The sequence below is a fragment of the Nocardia crassostreae genome (genome assembly GCF_001613405.1).
GTDB classification, from domain to species: Bacteria; Actinomycetota; Actinomycetes; order Mycobacteriales; family Mycobacteriaceae; genus Nocardia; species Nocardia crassostreae.
Window position 1 is genome coordinate 41,205 of the sequence record NZ_BDCH01000038.1, and the last position, 16,872, is coordinate 58,076.

Annotated in this window: 13 protein-coding genes and 1 pseudogene; 9 read left to right on the plus strand and 5 right to left on the minus strand. The window is 66.9% G+C overall.

What is annotated here, in order from left to right:
- Positions 1–58 precede the first annotated feature (58 nt).
- The 4 genes and pseudogenes from NC4_RS33890 (at position 59) to NC4_RS33905 (ending at position 5,766) form a co-directional block, all read left to right on the plus strand.
- Positions 59–1,977: pseudogene (locus NC4_RS33890) on the plus strand (acyl-CoA dehydrogenase family protein).
- A 77-nt stretch (positions 1,978–2,054) separates the two neighbouring features.
- Complete coding sequence (locus NC4_RS33895; RefSeq protein ID WP_067547003.1) at positions 2,055–3,008, plus strand: oxygenase MpaB family protein; 954 nt, start codon at positions 2,055–2,057, stop codon at positions 3,006–3,008.
- Between the two features lie 167 nt (positions 3,009–3,175).
- Positions 3,176–5,002 carry an acyl-CoA dehydrogenase gene (locus tag NC4_RS33900; protein WP_067547007.1) on the plus strand — a complete coding sequence of 609 codons (1,827 nt, stop codon included), beginning with the start codon at positions 3,176–3,178 and terminating at the stop codon, positions 5,000–5,002.
- Positions 5,003–5,127: 125 nt separating this feature from the next.
- Positions 5,128–5,766 (plus strand): hypothetical protein, encoded by a 639-nt coding sequence (locus NC4_RS33905; RefSeq protein WP_067547009.1) that lies wholly within the window; start codon positions 5,128–5,130, stop codon positions 5,764–5,766.
- On the opposite strand, the gene NC4_RS33910 is transcribed toward NC4_RS33905, so the two are convergent.
- Genes NC4_RS33910 through NC4_RS33920 form a run of 3 tightly spaced genes read right to left on the minus strand, consistent with a single transcriptional unit; the run spans position 5,767 to position 8,217 of the window.
- Entirely contained in the window at positions 5,767–6,582 is an 816-nt protein-coding gene (locus tag NC4_RS33910; protein ID WP_067547012.1) for an exodeoxyribonuclease III, read from the minus strand. It lies immediately after the preceding gene.
- A 48-nt stretch (positions 6,583–6,630) separates the two neighbouring features.
- Positions 6,631–7,587, minus strand: a complete 957-nt coding sequence (locus tag NC4_RS33915) for an N-acetylglutamate synthase, CG3035 family (protein WP_067547111.1) — start codon at positions 7,585–7,587, stop codon at positions 6,631–6,633.
- A 39-nt stretch (positions 7,588–7,626) separates the two neighbouring features.
- Positions 7,627–8,217 carry a peptide deformylase gene (locus NC4_RS33920; RefSeq protein WP_067547015.1) on the minus strand — a complete coding sequence of 197 codons (591 nt, stop codon included), beginning with the start codon at positions 8,215–8,217 and terminating at the stop codon, positions 7,627–7,629.
- Between the two features lie 305 nt (positions 8,218–8,522).
- On the opposite strand from NC4_RS33920, the gene napA reads away from it, so the two are divergent.
- The 5 genes from napA (at position 8,523) to NC4_RS33945 (ending at position 13,045) form a co-directional block, all read left to right on the plus strand.
- A complete protein-coding gene (napA, locus tag NC4_RS33925; RefSeq protein ID WP_067547018.1) occupies positions 8,523–8,855 on the plus strand; it encodes a nucleoid-associated protein NapA in 333 nt (110 codons plus the stop codon).
- A gap of 28 nt (positions 8,856–8,883) precedes the next feature.
- Positions 8,884–9,444: a LytR C-terminal domain-containing protein gene (locus NC4_RS33930; RefSeq protein ID WP_067547021.1), complete on the plus strand. Its 561-nt coding sequence runs from the start codon at positions 8,884–8,886 to the stop codon at positions 9,442–9,444.
- 117 nt (positions 9,445–9,561) lie between these two features.
- Positions 9,562–10,275, plus strand: coding sequence for a superoxide dismutase[Cu-Zn] (gene sodC / locus NC4_RS33935; protein ID WP_067547024.1), 714 nt, complete (start codon positions 9,562–9,564; stop codon positions 10,273–10,275).
- Between the two features lie 31 nt (positions 10,276–10,306).
- A complete protein-coding gene (locus NC4_RS33940; protein WP_067547027.1) occupies positions 10,307–11,434 on the plus strand; it encodes a glutamate--cysteine ligase in 1,128 nt (375 codons plus the stop codon).
- 315 nt (positions 11,435–11,749) lie between these two features.
- Positions 11,750–13,045, plus strand: coding sequence for a phosphatase PAP2 family protein (locus NC4_RS33945; protein ID WP_067547030.1), 1,296 nt, complete (start codon positions 11,750–11,752; stop codon positions 13,043–13,045).
- Positions 13,046–13,055: 10 nt separating this feature from the next.
- Here NC4_RS33945 and NC4_RS33950 read toward each other — a convergent pair whose 3' ends face one another.
- Together NC4_RS33950 and NC4_RS33955 are read right to left on the minus strand one after the other, a co-directional pair.
- Complete coding sequence (locus NC4_RS33950; protein WP_157555389.1) at positions 13,056–14,408, minus strand: hypothetical protein; 1,353 nt, start codon at positions 14,406–14,408, stop codon at positions 13,056–13,058.
- A gap of 194 nt (positions 14,409–14,602) precedes the next feature.
- Positions 14,603–16,819, minus strand: coding sequence for an AAA family ATPase (locus NC4_RS33955; RefSeq protein ID WP_067547036.1), 2,217 nt, complete (start codon positions 16,817–16,819; stop codon positions 14,603–14,605).
- Positions 16,820–16,872 lie beyond the last annotated feature (53 nt).

The window sequence follows — 16,872 nt, forward strand, 5'->3', positions numbered from 1 at the left end:
CTACATTCACGAAGGAAAGCCCCCGACGCATACCGCCGCCCTGCCCGAGGAAGACGAGATGACCGAGACCCTCTTCAATCCGAAGACCTGTGAATTCACCGAATCCGACCCGGAGACCCGCCGCCTGCTGCGCGCCACCGTCAACTGGTTCGAGACCCGCGGCAAGGAGCGGCTGCTGGCCGACGCCCGCGATCGGATCTGGTACTCGGAATTCCTCGACTTCGTGAAGAGCGAGCGGGTTTTCGCCACCTTCCTCACCCCCGCCGCCCAGGCCAACGGCGATCCGAACAAGCGCTGGGACACCGCGCGCATCGCCATGATGAGCAAGATCCTCGGCTTCTACGGCATGCAGTACTGGTACGTCTGGCAGGTCACGATTCTCGGTCTCGGCCCGATCTGGCAGAGCCCCAATGCCGAGGCCAAGGCGCGCGCGGCGACCCTGCTGGACTCCGGGGAGATCTTCGCCTTCGGGCTGTCCGAACAGGCGCACGGCGCGGACGTCTACTCCACCGATATGGTCCTCGAACCCAAGGCGCGCGGCGGTTTCACCGCCAGCGGCGGCAAGTACTACATCGGCAATGGCAATCAGGCCGCCATGGTCTCGGTCTTCGGCCGCCGCGCCGACAAGCCCATTATCGACAGCGCCGACTTCCTGCGGCAGATGACCGAGGAGGAGTACTCCGGCTATCTGTTCTTCGCCGCGGACTCCCGGCACAAGAACTACAAACTGCGCAAGAACGTCATCGACTCCCAGATGTACGTCGCCGCCTTCGATCTCGACAAGTACCCGGTCGCCGAAGCTGACATCCTGCACACCGGGCGCGCGGCCTTCGACGCCGCCATGAACACCGTGAACGTCGGCAAGTTCAATCTCGGCTTCGGCTCCATCGGCGCGTGCGAGCACGCCATGTACGAATCGGTGACCCATGCCGAGAACCGGAAGCTGTTCGGGCACCGGGTGACCGAGTTCCCGCAGGTGAAATCGCTGCTGGCGGACAGCTACGCGCGGCTGCTGGCCATGAAGCTCTACAGCGAGCGGGCCATCGACTACATGCGCCGGCGAGCCCGGAGGACCGCCGCTATCTGCTGTTCAATGCCATCGAGAAGATGTCGGTCACGCGCAACGGCCAGCAGCTGTTCGAGGATCTCGCCGATGTCATCGCCGCGCGCGGCTTCGAGAACGACACCTACTTCGCCATGGCGCTGCCGCCCATGTTCGGCCTGCCGCGCCTGGAGGGCGCGGTGCACGTGAATATGGCGCTGTCGCTGAAGTTCATGCCCAACTACATGTTCCATCCCGCCGATGCCGGTTTGGCCGCGCTGCGGTACCTGCCCGGCGCGGGCGTCGCGCCCAAGCCCGCCGTGCGCGCGGTCTCGGAGGCGCTGAGCTGGACCAGCCGCCGCGCCGCTCGGCCCGCGAGCCGGGCCGTGCCCAAGTTGAAGAGCGAATTCGCCAGTGCCGCATACGCTCCCGTGCCGGTGCGCCGCGACAGCGCCGATGACGAATTCCTGTTCCGGCAGGGCCCCAGCAGCGGTCTGGGCCGGATTCGCTTCGAGGACTGGCGACCGGTGTTCGAGCGCTTCTCGCACATTCCGAATGTGGCGGTCTTCCTGGAGCAGGTGCAGGCGCTGCAAACCCTGCTCGCCGTCGCCACCCCGACCGCCGAACAGCAGCGGGATGTGGACTTCCTGTTCGGCATCGGCGAGCTGTTCACGGTGATCCCGTATGCCCAGCTCATTCTCGAGCAGGCCGAGATCGAGGGCGCCGATCCCACCGTGCTGGACCAGATCTTCGACCTGTTCGTGCGCGAGACCTCCGGGCACGCGGTCACCCTGCACGGCAAGCCGTCGGCCACCAAGGCGCAGCAGACCCGCGCGCTCGATCTCGTGCGCCGCCCGGTTGCCGATCAGGCTCGCTTCAACCGCGTGTTGACACAGGTCAGGGGCCTGGCCGGGGCTTACGCCATGAACGACTGACAAATGCTACATTCGTGAATGAATAGGTGAAACCGCAAGAAACACCTATGCCATCGACACTGCAAAGGAGCAGCACGATGACGAACGCTTCGACGCGTCCCCAGTTCGACGCCCCGGCTCGCACCATCCGGCAAATCGACTACGGCTTCTTCGGGCCGGACTCGCCCACCTGGAAGGTCTGGACCTCGCCCACCGCGCTCATCGGCTTCCAGCGCGCGGTGGTTCTCGAGCACTTCGATCCCGCGCTCACCGCCGCCGTCGCCGATGTCGGCGGCATCTACACCGATCCGCGCGGGCGGCTCGACCACACCTTCGCCTACTTCCTCATCGCGGCCGTCGCCGACAGCCGCATGGCCATCGAAGCGTCCGAACATCTGATGCAGGTGCACGCCAAGGCCACCGGCATCGAGCCCATCAGCGGAAAGCGCTACAGCGCCAACAATCCCGACTCCCAGCTGTGGATCCACGTCACCGGCTGGCATTCGGTGCTCAAGTGCTACGAGATGTACGGCCCCGGCCCGCTGACGCCCGCCGAGGAAAAGCAGTACTGGGCCGAATGCGTCATCGCCGCAGAACTCCAGACCTGCAAACCCGCCGACGTCCCCACCTCACGCACCGAGGTCCGCGAATACTTCGCCCGGATGCGTCCCACGCTCTCCTCCTCCGAACGCGCCCACCGCGGCATGCACTACCTGCTGTTCACCCCCAGGGAGAAGGGCCCGCGCCTCTGGGCGGGCAGCCGCCTGGCCGCCCCCGCCGCCATCGCCACCCTGCCGAAATGGATGCGCGAAACCGGCGGCTTCGACCAGCCCGGCATCCTGGACGCCGCCTACCGCCCCGCCATGCGAATCGCCATGGCCACCCTGAGGAGTGACCGCCGCCTGGCCCTGGTGGCCCGCAATGCCATCGGCCCCATGACCGGACGCTTCCTGCGCGAACACCTTGAAGCGGGAATCCCGGACAACCCGGTCACGGTGACGCCCGCACAGGCCCGCGAACTCTACGGCCGCGCCGCTCGCCCGAGCGCGTGACATCAGGATCCGGGTGTGCACGTGCACCCGGAATTCCGCTGTTTGCGCTGCCAGGGCGCAGAAGTCCTGTGCGTGACCGGGGGCACTTCCGCCTACGGTTGCGTAGCCGGACAAGCGTACGGCAGCCTTCAGTTTGATCAACACAACTTCGGCTAGGAGGCCAGTCCGTGTCCCATTACAAGGCGAACCTGCGTGACATCGAGTTCAACTTGTTCGAAGTACTGGGAATCGGCGCACTGCTGGATCAGGGCGCCTACGGCGATCTCGATTCCGAGACCGCGCGCGACATGCTCACCGAGGCCCTGCGCCTCGCCGAGGGACCGATCGCCGCCTCGTTCGTCGAAGGTGACCGCACCCCCGTCGAATTCGATCCGGCCACCTTCAGCATCAGCGTCCCGCCGCTGCTGAAGAAGACCGTCGCCGCGGTCAACGAGGCCGGTTACTCCGGCCTCGGCATGCCGGAGGAAATGGGCGGCGTCAACGCGCCCAACGCGCTCATCTGGGCCATCCAGGAAATGATCGTGGCCGCCAACAACTCGGCCTCCTTCTTCAATACGGGCCCGCTCATGCACAAGGTGCTGTTCGAGCAGGGCACCGACGAGCAGAAGCGCTGGGCCGCGCACGCCTGGGAGAACCGCTGGGGCGGCACCATGGTGCTCACCGAGCCCGACGCGGGCTCCGATGTCGGCATGGGCCGCACCAAGGCCACCCAGCAGCCCAATGGCGACTGGCACATCGACGGCGTCAAGCGCTTCATCTCCGGCGGCGATGTCGGCGATACCGCCGACAACATCATCCACCTGGTGCTGGCCCGCCCCGAGGGCGCGGGACCGGGCACCAAGGGCCTGTCGCTGTTCGCCGTGCCGAAGTACCTCTTCGACTCCGAGACCATGGAGATCGGCGAGCGCAACGGCGCCTACGTGACCGGCGTCGAGCACAAGATGGGCATCAAGTCCTCGCCCACCTGTGAGATCACCTTCGGCGGCGCCAAGCCCGCCATCGGCTACCTGGTCGGCGAGGTGCACAATGGCATCGCGCAGATGTTCAAGGTCATCGAGAACGCGCGAATGATGGTCGGCACCAAGGCCACCGGCTCGCTGTCCACCGGTTACCTGAACGCCCTCGAATACGCCAAGCAGCGCGTGCAGGGCGCGGACCTGACCCAGATGACCGACAAGTCGGCGCCGCGCGTCACCATCACCCACCACCCGGACGTGCGCCGCTCGCTGGCGCAGCAGAAGGCCTACGCCGAGGGCCTGCGTGCGCTGTATCTGTACTGCGCGGCCTACCAGAACGCCGATGTGGCCGCGGCCAACTTCGGAGTGGACGCCGACCTGGCCGAGCGGGTCAATGATCTGCTGCTGCCGATCGTCAAGGGCTGCGGTTCCGATCGCGCCTACGAGAACCTGACCGAATCGCTGCAGACCCTGGGTGGTTCGGGCTACCTGCAGGACTACCCGATCGAGCAGTACATCCGCGACTGCAAGATCGACTCGCTGTACGAGGGCACCACCGCCATCCAGGCGCAGGACTTCTTCTTCCGCAAGATCATTCGCGACAAGGGCGTGGCGCTCGGACACGTCGCCGGGCTCATCAACACCTTCGTGGAGAGCGGTCCGGACGCGTTCAAGGTGGAGCGGGGGCTGCTCGGCACCGCGCTGGCCGATGTGCAGGCCATGGCGGCCGCGCTCACCGGCTACCTGATGGCCTCGCAGCAGAATGTGGAGGAGATCTACAAGGTCGGGCTGGGCTCGGTCCGATTCCTGTACGCCGTGGGCGATCTCGTCATCTCCTGGCGACTGCTGGAGCAGGCCGTCATCGCCCAGAACGCGCTGGACGCGGGCGCGGCGGAGAAGGACAAGAACTTCTACACCGGCAAGATCGCCGTCGCCTCCTGGTTCGCCAAGAACAAGCTGCCGCTCATCACCGGTGTGCGCGCGGTGGTGGAGAACATCGACAACGACATCATGAAGCTGGAGGAGGCCGCGTTCTGACGCGGTCGTTCTGACACGGCTTCAGCGCGTGTCCCGCCCGGCGTGTTGCGGCACGTCCGGCGGGACACGCGCTTTTTGCGGTTGACCTGCTGTGTTGTGTCGGCACTTGCGGGTACAACTACCGCATGGTCTTCCCGGTGACTTTCGGCTGGATCCAGGTCCTATTGGTGGTGCTCGCCGTCGCGGCGGTGGCACTGCTGGTGACCGCGATCTTCAAAGCGCGCAAGGTGGGATTCAAGGTGCTCGCCGGGCGCGGCGCGGGCGCCATCTCGCTGATTCTGGTCGCGGTGGTGATCCTCTGGGTCACCACGCTGCTGCAAACCTTCCTCGGCCTCACCGGGGAGGTGAAGGCTGCCCACATCGTGGCGACTCCCATTGCGGGACAAGAACACATGATGGATGTGGAGCTCACCCTGTTCGGGGACAAGGAGCACGACGAGCAGCATCTGAAGTATCAGATCCAGGGCGATATGTGGGTGCTGCAGGCCAATATCGTCGAGCTGGAGCCGTGGGTGAACGCGCTCGGCTTCAACTCCGGGTACAAGATCACCAGGATTTACGGGCAGCGGCTGGACGGCGTGGCCACCACCCAGAACCACATCTTCCTCAATGGTGGTGACGGGGAGTTTTTTGACGATATGAAGAAGGAAACCTGGTTCACCAAACCGTTCGTGCGCTCGGCGTACGGCAATGCGGTCATCGCCACGCCGGGCACTTACGACGTGTTCATATCCAGGGACGCGATAAAAACGCGTCCGGTGTAGCTAGTCCGCGAGTTCCGCCACGACGGGCGCATGATCACTGGCGCCCTTGCCCTTTCGCTCCTCGCGGTCCACATTGGCGTCGGTGACGCGGGCCGCGAGGGTGGGGGAGCCGAGAATGAAATCGATGCGCATGCCCTCCTTACGGGGGAAGCGCAGCTGCGTGTAGTCCCAGTAGGTGTAGACGCCCGGGCCGGGGTGGAAGGGGCGCATCACGTCCGAGAATCCGGCTTCGGTCATGGCCTCGAAGGCGTCGCGTTCCTGCTCCGAGGTGTGTGTCTTGCCGACGAAGAATTCCGGTGACCAGACATCGGCATCGGTTGGGGCGATATTCCAGTCGCCCACCAGAGCGATCTGCCCGTGCGGGTTGGCGGTCAGCCATTCGACGCCCGCATTGCGCAGGGCGGCAAGCCATTCCAGTTTGTATTCGAAGTGCGGGTCGTCCAGGGCGCGGCCGTTCGGGACGTACAGGCTCCACACCCGCACGCCGCCGCAGGTCGCGCCCAGCGCGCGCGCTTCGACGACGGGAGTGCTCAGCAGGGCCTCACCGGCGTTCTTGTCGAAGCCGGGCTGGTGCGGGAAACCGATCTCGACATTCTCCAGGCCGACGCGCGAGGCAATGGCCACGCCGTTCCACTGGCTGTGGCCTACATGGGCGACTTCGTATCCGGCGGCTTCGAAGGCTTCGAAGGGGAACTGCTCGTCCTTGCGCTTGGTTTCCTGCATGGCCAGGACGTCGATATCGGATCGGTCCAGCCAGGAGATCACCCGATCCACACGGGAGCGAATCGAATTCACGTTCCAGGTTGCGAGCCGCACGGTAAACCTTTCGAGACTGATCGATTGTCGGGCGTGGAACAGCGGAGGCTACGGCGCCGCGTAGCGATACCGGTGATGGTCCACGAAGCCCATCTCCCGGTACAACGTCAGGGCCGCCTCATTGCCATCCTCCACCTGCACATAGGCGTGGGTCGCGCCGCGGGCCCGGCCCCAGCGCAGCATCTCGGCGCACACCAGTGCGCCCAGCCCGCGCCGCCGATGGCCGGAGGTGACGGCCACGCAGGTCAGGCCCGCCCAGGTGCGGCCGTCGGGGGCGGTGGTGACAGCGATCCGGCCGACGGCCAGGGGAGTGGGCAATCCCAGTGCGGCGAAGGCGACTTCGCCATCGCACACCGCGGTCAGCACCTCCACATCGGGCATGGGCGAGACATCCGAATCGCCGCCGCGATGGCGGTGCACCGAGAGCCAACCGCCGTCCGGGGCCTCGGCGAACCGCACCATCGGCGGCCCCTCCGGCAGCGTCACATTCTCGAGATTGACTGCGAGGACCAGGGTTTCGTTCCAGCGCTGCCATCCTGCGGGTACGGGGGCGAGCCGGTCGGGCAGCAGGAGCCGCAGCGGCAGGCCGTGCGCGGTGTACCACTCGCCGATGCGGTGCAGGGTTTCCGTGGACGCCAGCGCCGGACCATCCGAACCGCCCAGCGGCACAGCGGAATTCGCGCGATTGGTGTACCCGTTCCCGGCGCGCAGCAGCCAGCCGTCGATCCACGAGCGCTGCAGGCCGGGCCAGCCGTCGGCGGCCGCGGCCTCCAGGGCGCGGATCTCACTGTTGCGAATCGGCCTGGGGCCGAGCTCTTTCCACGCCACCACCCGGTCCAGGGCGATCGACACCACCTGGCCGTCCGCGGTGTGCACGGTGAGCGGGTCGGTGTCCACGAGTTCGCCGATCACATCGGTGAGCGGCTGTGGATAGCCCTCGGGCAGCCGATAGCGCACCACCACCCGGCGTCCGAGCGGTGGGAAGTCTGCGGAATTCGGTGGCAGGCCGCGGGCGCTGTCCACGGTGGCGGCGGGCGTCTCGGCTCAGTCGTCGTGGCCGAAGGGGTCCGGCACCGTGCCCGGCACCCAGCTCAAACCCGGCTGACCCCAGCCATTGCGCTTGATGGCCTTCTTGGCGGCGCGGGCATTGCGGCCGATCAGCACGTCCACGTAGAGGAAGCCGTCCAGATGTCCGACCTCGTGCTGCAGCATGCGGGCGAAGAAGCCCTTGCCCTCGATCTCGACCGGTTCGCCCCGCTCGTCGGTGCCGGTGACCTTGGCCCAATCGGCCCGGCCGGTGGGGTACTGCTCGCCCGGTACGGACAGGCAGCCCTCCTCGTCGTCATCCGGATCCGGCATGGTCTCCGGGATCGGCGAGGTCTCCAGCACCGGATTGATGACCTCGCCGCGGCGGCGCACCATGCTGCCGTCCGGGCCCTCGTCGGGGCAGTCGTAGACGAACAGCCGCAGCGGTACGCCGACCTGGTTGGCGGCCAGGCCGACACCATTGGCCTCGTCGAGGGTTTCGTACATGTCCGCGATCAGCTCGGCCAGTTCCTCGGGTGTCTGCGTGACCTTGTTGGTCGGATTGTGCAGAACCGGGTCGCCGACGATGACGATCGGGAGAATAGCCATGTCGAAGAGCCTACTGTGCCTATTTGCCTCCGCTTCGCTCCGGCGGGGTTCGCGGCCCCTTGGTCTCGTTCTTCCCTCCCTCCGCTCAGTCCAGAACGAGACGGCCGCGAACCTTGCCTGCGTTCTGCTGCCTGGATTGCCCTGGGCTACCCACAGGGTGGACCGTCGAGGAAGCGCGACACGCCGGGTGTTGATCGCCGAAACACGCCGAGAGGTACGCATTCGGAAGTCTCCGCCGCGTGGTTGAATGATCGGCGACGCACAAGCACCATATTCGTCTGGTGACCACTCGGCGAGGGAGCACTATGGACAGCGCAGCGGCACGGAACATTTCCGCAAGCGAGGAAAAACCAGCCGCCCCCGACGAGGATGGCGCGCACGGACTTTCCCGTCGGGAACTCGACATTCTGGACTTCGAGCGCAAATGGTGGAAGTACGCCGACGCCAAGGAAGAAGCCATCCGGGAACTGTTCGACCTGTCGCCCACCCGCTACTACCAGGTCCTCAATGCCGTCGTCGACAAGCCCGAAGCGCTGGCCGCCGACCCCATGCTGGTGAAGCGCCTGCGCCGCCTGCGCCGCCTGCGCGCCAGTCGGCAGAAGACCAGAGCCGCACGCCGTCTCGGGTTCCAGGTGTGAACACCGTCGAACTACTAGGCTCGGCATCGTGAGCAACCCGAATTCGCCGTCCGGCGGCCCGCCGCTGCGGGCCCTGGCCATGGTCCTGATCGCCCTGGCCATCGTGTTCGCGGGCATCGGCACCATGTCGCTGTCGAGTTCGGATTCCGAGGGCGTCGAGACCGACACCGCCGCCAGCAGCAGCACTGTGCCGGGTGTCACTCTGGCGCCGGGACTTTCATCATCACTGCCGCCGGTCGTCGTCACCCCGCCGGTCACCACGACCCCGCCGGTCACCACCGCGCCGCCGACCACGCCCGCCGCCGCGGCCGACAAATCGGTTCCCGTAAGGGTTTACAACAACAGCACCGTCGCGGGACTGGCGGCCAAGACCGCCGGAGAACTCACCGCCAGCGGCTGGACCATCGCCGAAACCGGCAACTACGCCAATGGTGTGATTCCGAAAACAACTGTGTACTACGGCAGTTCGGCCAGTGAGAAGGCGGCGGCCCTGGCCATCGCCGAAGAACTGGGCGTCAGCGCGGAACCGCGTTTCCCGGGAATCGCGGACTCACCCGCCGGCGTCATCGTCATCGTGACCGGTAACTGAACAACTCGGACAGCCCCTGCGCGAGACGAGGTGCTGCCTCTGGCATGATCTTGTCCGGTACCAACCATGTGCCCCTAGTCGTACTCGTAAACTCGGTACTCGTAAAGGAGTTCCCCTATGGCCCCGTCCACAACTCGTCGCCCGTCCTGGCGGACTGTGACCCCGGTGCTTGCGGTCGCGGTCCTCGGCCTCGCAGGCTGCACCAACAGCCAGGAATCGAGTGACGTCAAGGGGACGACCCCGCCGGTGTTCACCAGCTCGCCCGCTCCGGCCGGTCTGGAAACCGGGCACGGGGGCGGCCACGGCGGTGGCGGCGGTGGCGGCATGCAGAACCCGCCCACCGAATCCACCAGCGCGACGCTGAAGAACTCCAACGGCGAAACCGTCGGCACCGCCACCATCGGCAAGGTCGGCGACCACCTGGAGATCGCCATCGAGGCCCACGGCCTCACCCCCGGCTTCCACGGCCTGCACTTCCACCAGTTCGGCAAGTGTGAGCCGAACTCCACCGCCCCCAGCGGCGGCGCGCCCGGCGACTTCCTCTCCGCGGGCGGCCACCTGCAGGTCGGCGACCAGAACGCGCATCCGGCCAGCGGCGACCTGACCTCCCTCGAGGTGCGCTCCGACGGCACCGCCAAGCTGACCACCACCACCGACAAGGTCACTCTCGAAGACATCAAGGGCAAGGCCCTGATGATCCACGCGGGTGCGGACAACTTCGGCAATATTCCCAGCCGCTACACCCAGCCCGGCGGCGCCACCGGGCCGGACGCCGACACCAAGGCGACCGGCGACTCGGGCGCGCGGGTTGCCTGCGGCGTCGTCGCATAATCCGAGGTGAGCCACGGCCGGGGCAGGCAATATGAAGGTACCCTTCAATAGTTCGCTCCGGCCCACGCTCGGCGTGGAATGGGAAGTCGCGCTCGTCGACAAAGTGACGCGCGACCTGTCCAATACCGCCGCAGCGGTTTTCGAAGCCTGCGGGGATCTGCGGGCGTGGGATGGGACGCCGCAGATCACCAAGGAGTTGCTGCGGAATACCGTGGAGATCGTGTCGGGCAAGCACGACACGGTGTCCGAGGTGGTGGATGAGCTGCACGGGACCATGGATCAGGTGCGGCGGGCGGCGGATCCGCTGGGGGTGGATCTGTTCTGCGCGGGGACGCACCCGTTCGCGCAGTGGTCCAGGCAGCAGCTGACGCGCAGTGCGCACTACGACGAGCTGATAGAGCGGACGCAGTGGTGGGGGCGGCAGATGCTGATCTGGGGTGTGCATGTGCACGTGGGGGTTTCGCATCCGGAGAAGGTCTTTCCGATCCTGAATACGTTCCTGCTGTCTTATCCGCATCTGCTGGCGTTGTCGGCGTCATCGCCGATGTGGGCGGGGGTGGATACGGGGTATGCGAGCAATCGGGCGCTGATGTTCCAGCAGCTGCCTACGGCGGGGTTGCCGTTCCAGTTCGAAAACTGGTCACAGTTCGAGAGTTTCGCGCACGATCAGATGAAAACCGGTGTGTTCGAACAACTCGGGGGGATGCACTGGGATATTCGGCCCGCGCCTAAGTGGGGGACCATCGAGGTCCGGGTTTGCGATGGGACGCCGACTCGCACTGAGCTATCGGCGATCGTGGCATTGATCCACTGTTTGATCGTGGACCTGGATCGGCGGGTGGAAGCGGGGGAGACCATGCCTTCGATTCCGCCGTGGCACGTGCAGGAAAACAAGTGGCGGGCGGCTCGGTATGGGCTGGACGCGATCATCATTACGGATGCCGACAGTAATGAGCGGCTTGTGACGGATGATCTGAACAATCTGTTGAACCGGTTGGAGCCGACCGCCAAGAGCCTGGGCTGCGAGGCGGAGCTGGCGTTGGTGGCGGAGATCCCCAAGAAGGGCGCGAGCTATCAGAGGCAGCGCAAGGTGGCGGCTGCGGCTCAGGGGGATTTGGTGGCGGTGGTGGACTCACTGGTCAAGGAACTCGATCAGTAGGGATTGCTGGGGGTAGTGGGGTGAGATCGCGGGTCTGCGAACGGGTTCGAAGGGAATCCGCTCAGCCACGAGCGTTCCTGATCAGACCCACCCTCTCCCCCATCCCGCGCCCACAGTGTGATCTTGGCTACTCCCACCTGCGTACGCCGTATGCCCTGGCCAGCACCGACAATGCCCTGACCGGGACGTGTTCACCCAGCTCCGCCCCCATTGTTTGCCTGGCTGCGGGGGTTGCGTTCACATGACGTTTACTATGGCTGGGTGTTGCTCGACGGTCCGCGTTCCGAACTCAGCGGTGGGGCACGTGGGGGTCGGATGCCGTCGAGGCGCATTCGGATCGCCGCCGTGCTGGCCGCTGTTCCGGTGCTGCTCATTGCCCTTCAGATAGTCGCCTCCCGCAACGGTTTTCTGGGCCCGGTCGAGAGCTTGTGGCTCGATTACACGGGAACTCCCCGATCGGTGACGGTCCCCTGGGCGGGCCTAGGCCTAGCGCTCATCGGTTTGTCGTGGCGCCGCCGATTCATCGCCGCAGGCGCCGCCGCGGCCATCGACATCTCCTACCAAGTGGTCCGAACCCTGCTCGGCGGCCCACTGGCCCTGGGCAACGGCCCGGTCATCGTCCTGACGGCGATCGTCGTCATCGCCGCGTGGCGCTGGCACGGCAAGGAGCGCAGCAACGCCCTCCACGCAGCCGCACTGGGCATTCTGCTCGTGCTCTCCAGCAAGGTGGCCGAGGTCTGGCTGTTCGTCACCGTCCTCGCCGGACCACAGATGCTCGATGAACATCTCGTACTGGTCGACCACGCCCTAGGCGACCCGTCGTGGCTGATGGGCCAGGTCGTCGACTTCTTCGGCCCGGTGCTCTACCACGTACTGCACTGGGTCTACATCGAACTACCGGTGGGCGCGATGATCGTGACTATCTGGCAGTTGCGCAATGTCGTGAAGACCGGCACATGGCCGAGCCACTACCTGGTGCGCACCTTCCTCGTGGTCGGACTCATCGGCCCCATCTTCTACGTGATCTTCCCGGTGGTCGGGCCGATGTTCGCCTACGGATCCGCCGGACTCGGCTTCCAGGTAGGCGACTACTGGCCGAACGTCGTGCCGCCCATCGACTTCTCCCCGGGCGCACTGCCCTTCGGTGACTTCGCACCCCGTAACTGCATGCCGTCCCTGCACACCGCGTGGGCGCTGTCGATCTTCGTGCATTCCCGCCGCGACGCCGACGGGAATCCCGCGCCGCGCTGGCTGCGCTGGGGCGGTACGTTCTGGCTCATCGCCACGTTGGGCGCGACGCTCGGCTTCGGCTACCACTACGGCGCGGATCTGGTGGCGGGCGTGGTGCTGCTGCTGGCCATCGAGTCCGCATTGCGGGAGCCGGAGCGCGGGTGGGATCGGGTGCGCATCCAGCTTGTCGCGGCGGGGGCCGTGCTGTTGGCGGCGCTGCTGCTGTCGTATCGCTACCTGTCGGTGGCGTATGCGGAATATCCGGTTCCCGCAGCGCTTGTCATCATTACGCTGCTGACGGCCTACATCACGGCCTTCTATCGCACCTGGTTCGCCGCCGATCGCGAGGGCGTGCGGGTGGAAGTGGCCGCGAACGCCTGAGCCTGCGGGCTCAATCCTCTTTCTCTGGGCCGCCGCCGGATTCGGGTTCGTCGGACTGCTCCGCCACGCCGTCCTCGGGGCTCGCTGCGGGACGGCAGCTGCGCAGCACCTGCAAGCCTGCCAAACAGCCGATGACGATCAGTACCGCGGTCCAGGCGGGCGCGGAGGCGTCCTGCGCGGTCACCGTGCACACTGCCGCCTGGGTGGTGTCCTGAATGGCGTAGTGCCCGCGCGCCACGTAGTCGCGCAGGCCGAGCGTCGCCGACGGGATGAACAGGATCATGGTGCCCAGCACGCGGTTCGGCACATAGCGCGGCGCGGCCGAGTACAGGCCGTATCCGGTCAGCCACACCAGTGCGGCCGTTCCGCCCATGATCAGGATCGCCCGGTCGGTATTCGCGGTGACGGCCGTGAACAAGCCCAGCACCAGCAACAACAGCAGGCAGACCATGGGTGCGCCGCGGCGGGTGCCGTACCACATGCCGAGCACGGCCACCGCCACCGCGATGGGAATCGACCAGGCGGGCACCTCCGCCGCGAGCGCCGAGGAACCCACCGCGCTGATGGCCACCGCCAGCAGCGCCAGCTCGCCGTCGCGGCCGGGCATGAGCATGGCCGCGATGATTCCTGTCGCCACGGCGCTCACCACCGCCAGTCCGATGCCCGCGAGGCTGTCACCGTGGCGGGCCAGCCATTCCGCGCTGGCCAGGGTGACCAGCACCAGCACCACACCGGCCAGGATCGGCGCGAGCGGCAATTCGATGGAGGGCCGTTCCGCGGGCCGCCGATGCCGATTGGCCAGGGTGCCGATGATCACCAGCACCAACGCCAGCTCGATCATCCACAGCGGCGGCATATCCGTCGCTCGCCATTGGTCCGGAACGTCTTGTCCCAGAATGCCGCCGATATGCGGCAGCGGATTCACCGAACCCAGCAGAATGCTGATCAGCACGCCCAGCGTCCACCCGAAGGCGGGCAGCTTGTGGTGCAGTACCGCCGCGCCCAGCGCGCCCAGCACCACGCCACCGGCCAGTGAATCGATGAAATTCATGGTCGTCAGTGCCGCGTGCGGCTCGGCGGTGTGCCCGAAAACGTGATTGGCGGTCAAGACCAGCAGCCCGCCCAGCGCCGTCCCCCACGCCACCACAATGCTGCCCAGGGTGGTGATGAGCACCGCGATGATCATGGCCGTCAACACCCCGGCCCCCACGGCGCGCGGCAGACTGTAGGCCAGCAAATCCAATTGCAGCGCCGATGTCTGCGACGTCCATCCGAAGTCGATCGGCATAGCCAGCGAGAGGCCGGCAACCGTTGTTGCGACCAGCGCTGTGACGGTCTCGATGGCTACCTGATACGCCCTCACCTGGGTGAAACTACCGCCACAACGCGGACTGGTCGGTCCGACTCGCCTGAGTTGCGAGGTTTGCTAACCGTATTCAGCAAACGAACCACTCGGTCTGTAATCGCAGGTCCGGCAGCAAAACCCCGCGTTCACACCCCCTGTCGTTGGTGCACACCCCGTATAGAGGGTGTGAACCAACGGGAAGGGGTGTGAAGTCAGGTGGAGGCGGCGCGTTGGGCGGCGTAGAGGCGGAGGGATTCCACTTGGACGGGGTCCAGGGAGGGGCGGACGGTGGTGCGGGCGGCGGCCATGTCCTGGGCGGTGACGGTGGCGGCGTCCACATCTCGGCGCATGGCTGCGAGGGCGGCTTCGCGGAGGAGGGCGGCGCAGTCGGCGGCGGAGTAGCCGTCGAGTTCGGCGGCCAGTTTGCGCAGATTGACGTTCTTGGCGAGGGGGACCGATTTGGCGGCCGTGCGCAGGATTTCGGCGCGGGCGGCGGAATCCGGCGGGGGGACGAAGACGAGGCGTTCCATGCGGCCGGGGCGGGTCAAGGCGGGGTCGATGAGGTCGGGGCGGTTGGTTGCGCCCACGACGACCACATCGCGTAGGGGCTCGACACCGTCCAACTCCGTGAGCAGGGCCGCCACCACGCGGTCGCTGACGCCGGAATCGCTGGACTGGCCGCGGCGGGGGGCCAGCGCGTCCACCTCGTCCAGGAAGATCAGCGACGGCGCGGAATCCAGGGCCCGCTGGAACAGCTCGCGGACGGCGCGTTCGGAGGAGCCGACCCATTTGTCCATGAGTTCGGCGCCTTTGACGGCGTGCACGCTCAGTTGACCCGTGCCCGCGAGAGCGCGCACCAAGAAGGTCTTGCCGCAGCCGGGCGGTCCGTAGAGCAGGACGCCGCGCGGCGGGTCGATGCCCAGGCGAGCGAACGAGTCCGGGTGGCGGAGCGGCCAGAGCACCGCTTCGGTGAGGGCCTGCTTGGTTTCCTTCATATCGCCGACGTCGTCGAGGCTCAGGCTGCCGATGGCCAGTTCCTCCGAACCGGAACGTGACAGGGGGCGGATTACCTCCAGGGCTCCGACCAGGTCGGGCTGGGTGAGCACCGGTTCGGTGTGTTCGCGGCTGGCGCGGGAGGCTGCGCGCAGGGCCGCCTCGCGGACCAGTGCGGCTAGGTCCGAGGCCACGAATCCGGGTGTGCGGGCTGCGATCTCGTCGAGTTTGAGCCCGTCCACGGGGGCCTTGCGCAAGAGCTGTTCGAGCAGGGCGGCCCGTACTCCGGCGGTGGGCAGGGGGAGCGACACCTCGCGATCGCACAGGTCGGGTGCGCGCAATCGCGCGTCGACGGAGGCGGGGTGGGCGGTGGTTGCCAGGACCGCGACAGCGGGCGCCGCGACCGCGGCCCGCAGCTGGTCGAGAATGAGCGTGGCGACCGGCTCCGCGTCGACCGGCAGCAAGGCGTCGATATCCGTGATGAGCAGGATCCCACCTGCGCCCGAACAGATCTCGGAGACCGCCATACCCACTTCGCGCAGGCGGGTGCCGCTCTCGGCGGCGCCGACCGACGGGCCGTCCAACTCGACCAAGCGCCGCGATCCGATGACGGCGCGGGCCAGCGTCGCCTTGCCGACGCCCGCCGGGCCGGTGATGAGCACACCCAGATGCGATGGTGCGCCAAGGGTTTTCAACAGCTCGGGCTCGTCCAGGGCCAGGTTCAGCCATTCGGTGAGCTTCGCGGCCTGTGCTTGCACACCCGCGAGGTCGGCCACCGCCACCGCCGACATGGGCGCGGGTGTGGACGGCCGGTCGAGCCGGTCCGGAGCCTGGGCGGCCAGATCGCCCATGAGTGAACGCGGCGTGTCGGTCGCGGCGATTCCGGGGCCCCACACGACGGCGCTATTGGGCTGGATACTCACCGGGCCGGGGGTGGGATCGGTGGCGGTGACGGTGAGCAACTCCGTCGTCCAGGCGATCCCGAAGGTCTTCGAAAGGGCTTGTGTCGCAGCCGAGGTGCTGGTGCCGGGCCCCAGATCCCGCGGTAGCAGCGAGACCGTGTCGCCGACCGTCACCACCTTGCCCAGCAGCGCCTGCCGCAGCGTGGTCTCCGGAATGGTGCCGGTCGCCAAGGACGATCCGGTGACCGAAATCTGCCGTGCCCCATAGACGGTCGCGGGCATGACCACCACGCTCGCGTTCTCCCGCACCCCGGCATTCGACAGCGTCACATCATCGAGCAGCGCCATCCCGGCCGGTGTTCCGGGCGGCGCGACCGCCACCACGGCGGCGGTCCGGCGCGCGCCGATGAGCGCGATCCCGTCCCACTCGCGCAACCCGAGCGCCGTCAGCGCCTCCGGATGCAACCGCACCAGCCCCCTGCGGGCATCGGCGGCCGACGTATTGAGGCGAGCGGTCAGCGCGAGTTCAGGCACGCGTTCAATTCTGCCGTCTGTCGCGCACTGCTGGCCCGACCTTGAAAACCTCG

Excerpts from the sequence above, each read along its gene's own strand:
- NC4_RS33895 (WP_067547003.1), top strand. The coding sequence starts at position 2,055 with ATGACGAACGCTTCGACGCGTCCCCAGTTCGACGCCCCGGCTCGCACC.
- NC4_RS33905 (WP_067547009.1), top strand. The coding sequence starts at position 5,128 with ATGGTCTTCCCGGTGACTTTCGGCTGGATCCAGGTCCTATTGGTGGTG.
- NC4_RS33920 (WP_067547015.1), bottom strand. The coding sequence starts at position 8,217 with ATGGCTATTCTCCCGATCGTCATCGTCGGCGACCCGGTTCTGCACAAT.
- napA (WP_067547018.1), top strand. The coding sequence starts at position 8,523 with ATGGACAGCGCAGCGGCACGGAACATTTCCGCAAGCGAGGAAAAACCA.
- sodC (WP_067547024.1), top strand. The coding sequence starts at position 9,562 with ATGGCCCCGTCCACAACTCGTCGCCCGTCCTGGCGGACTGTGACCCCG.
- NC4_RS33940 (WP_067547027.1), top strand. The coding sequence starts at position 10,307 with ATGAAGGTACCCTTCAATAGTTCGCTCCGGCCCACGCTCGGCGTGGAA.
- NC4_RS33945 (WP_067547030.1), top strand. The coding sequence starts at position 11,750 with ATGCCGTCGAGGCGCATTCGGATCGCCGCCGTGCTGGCCGCTGTTCCG.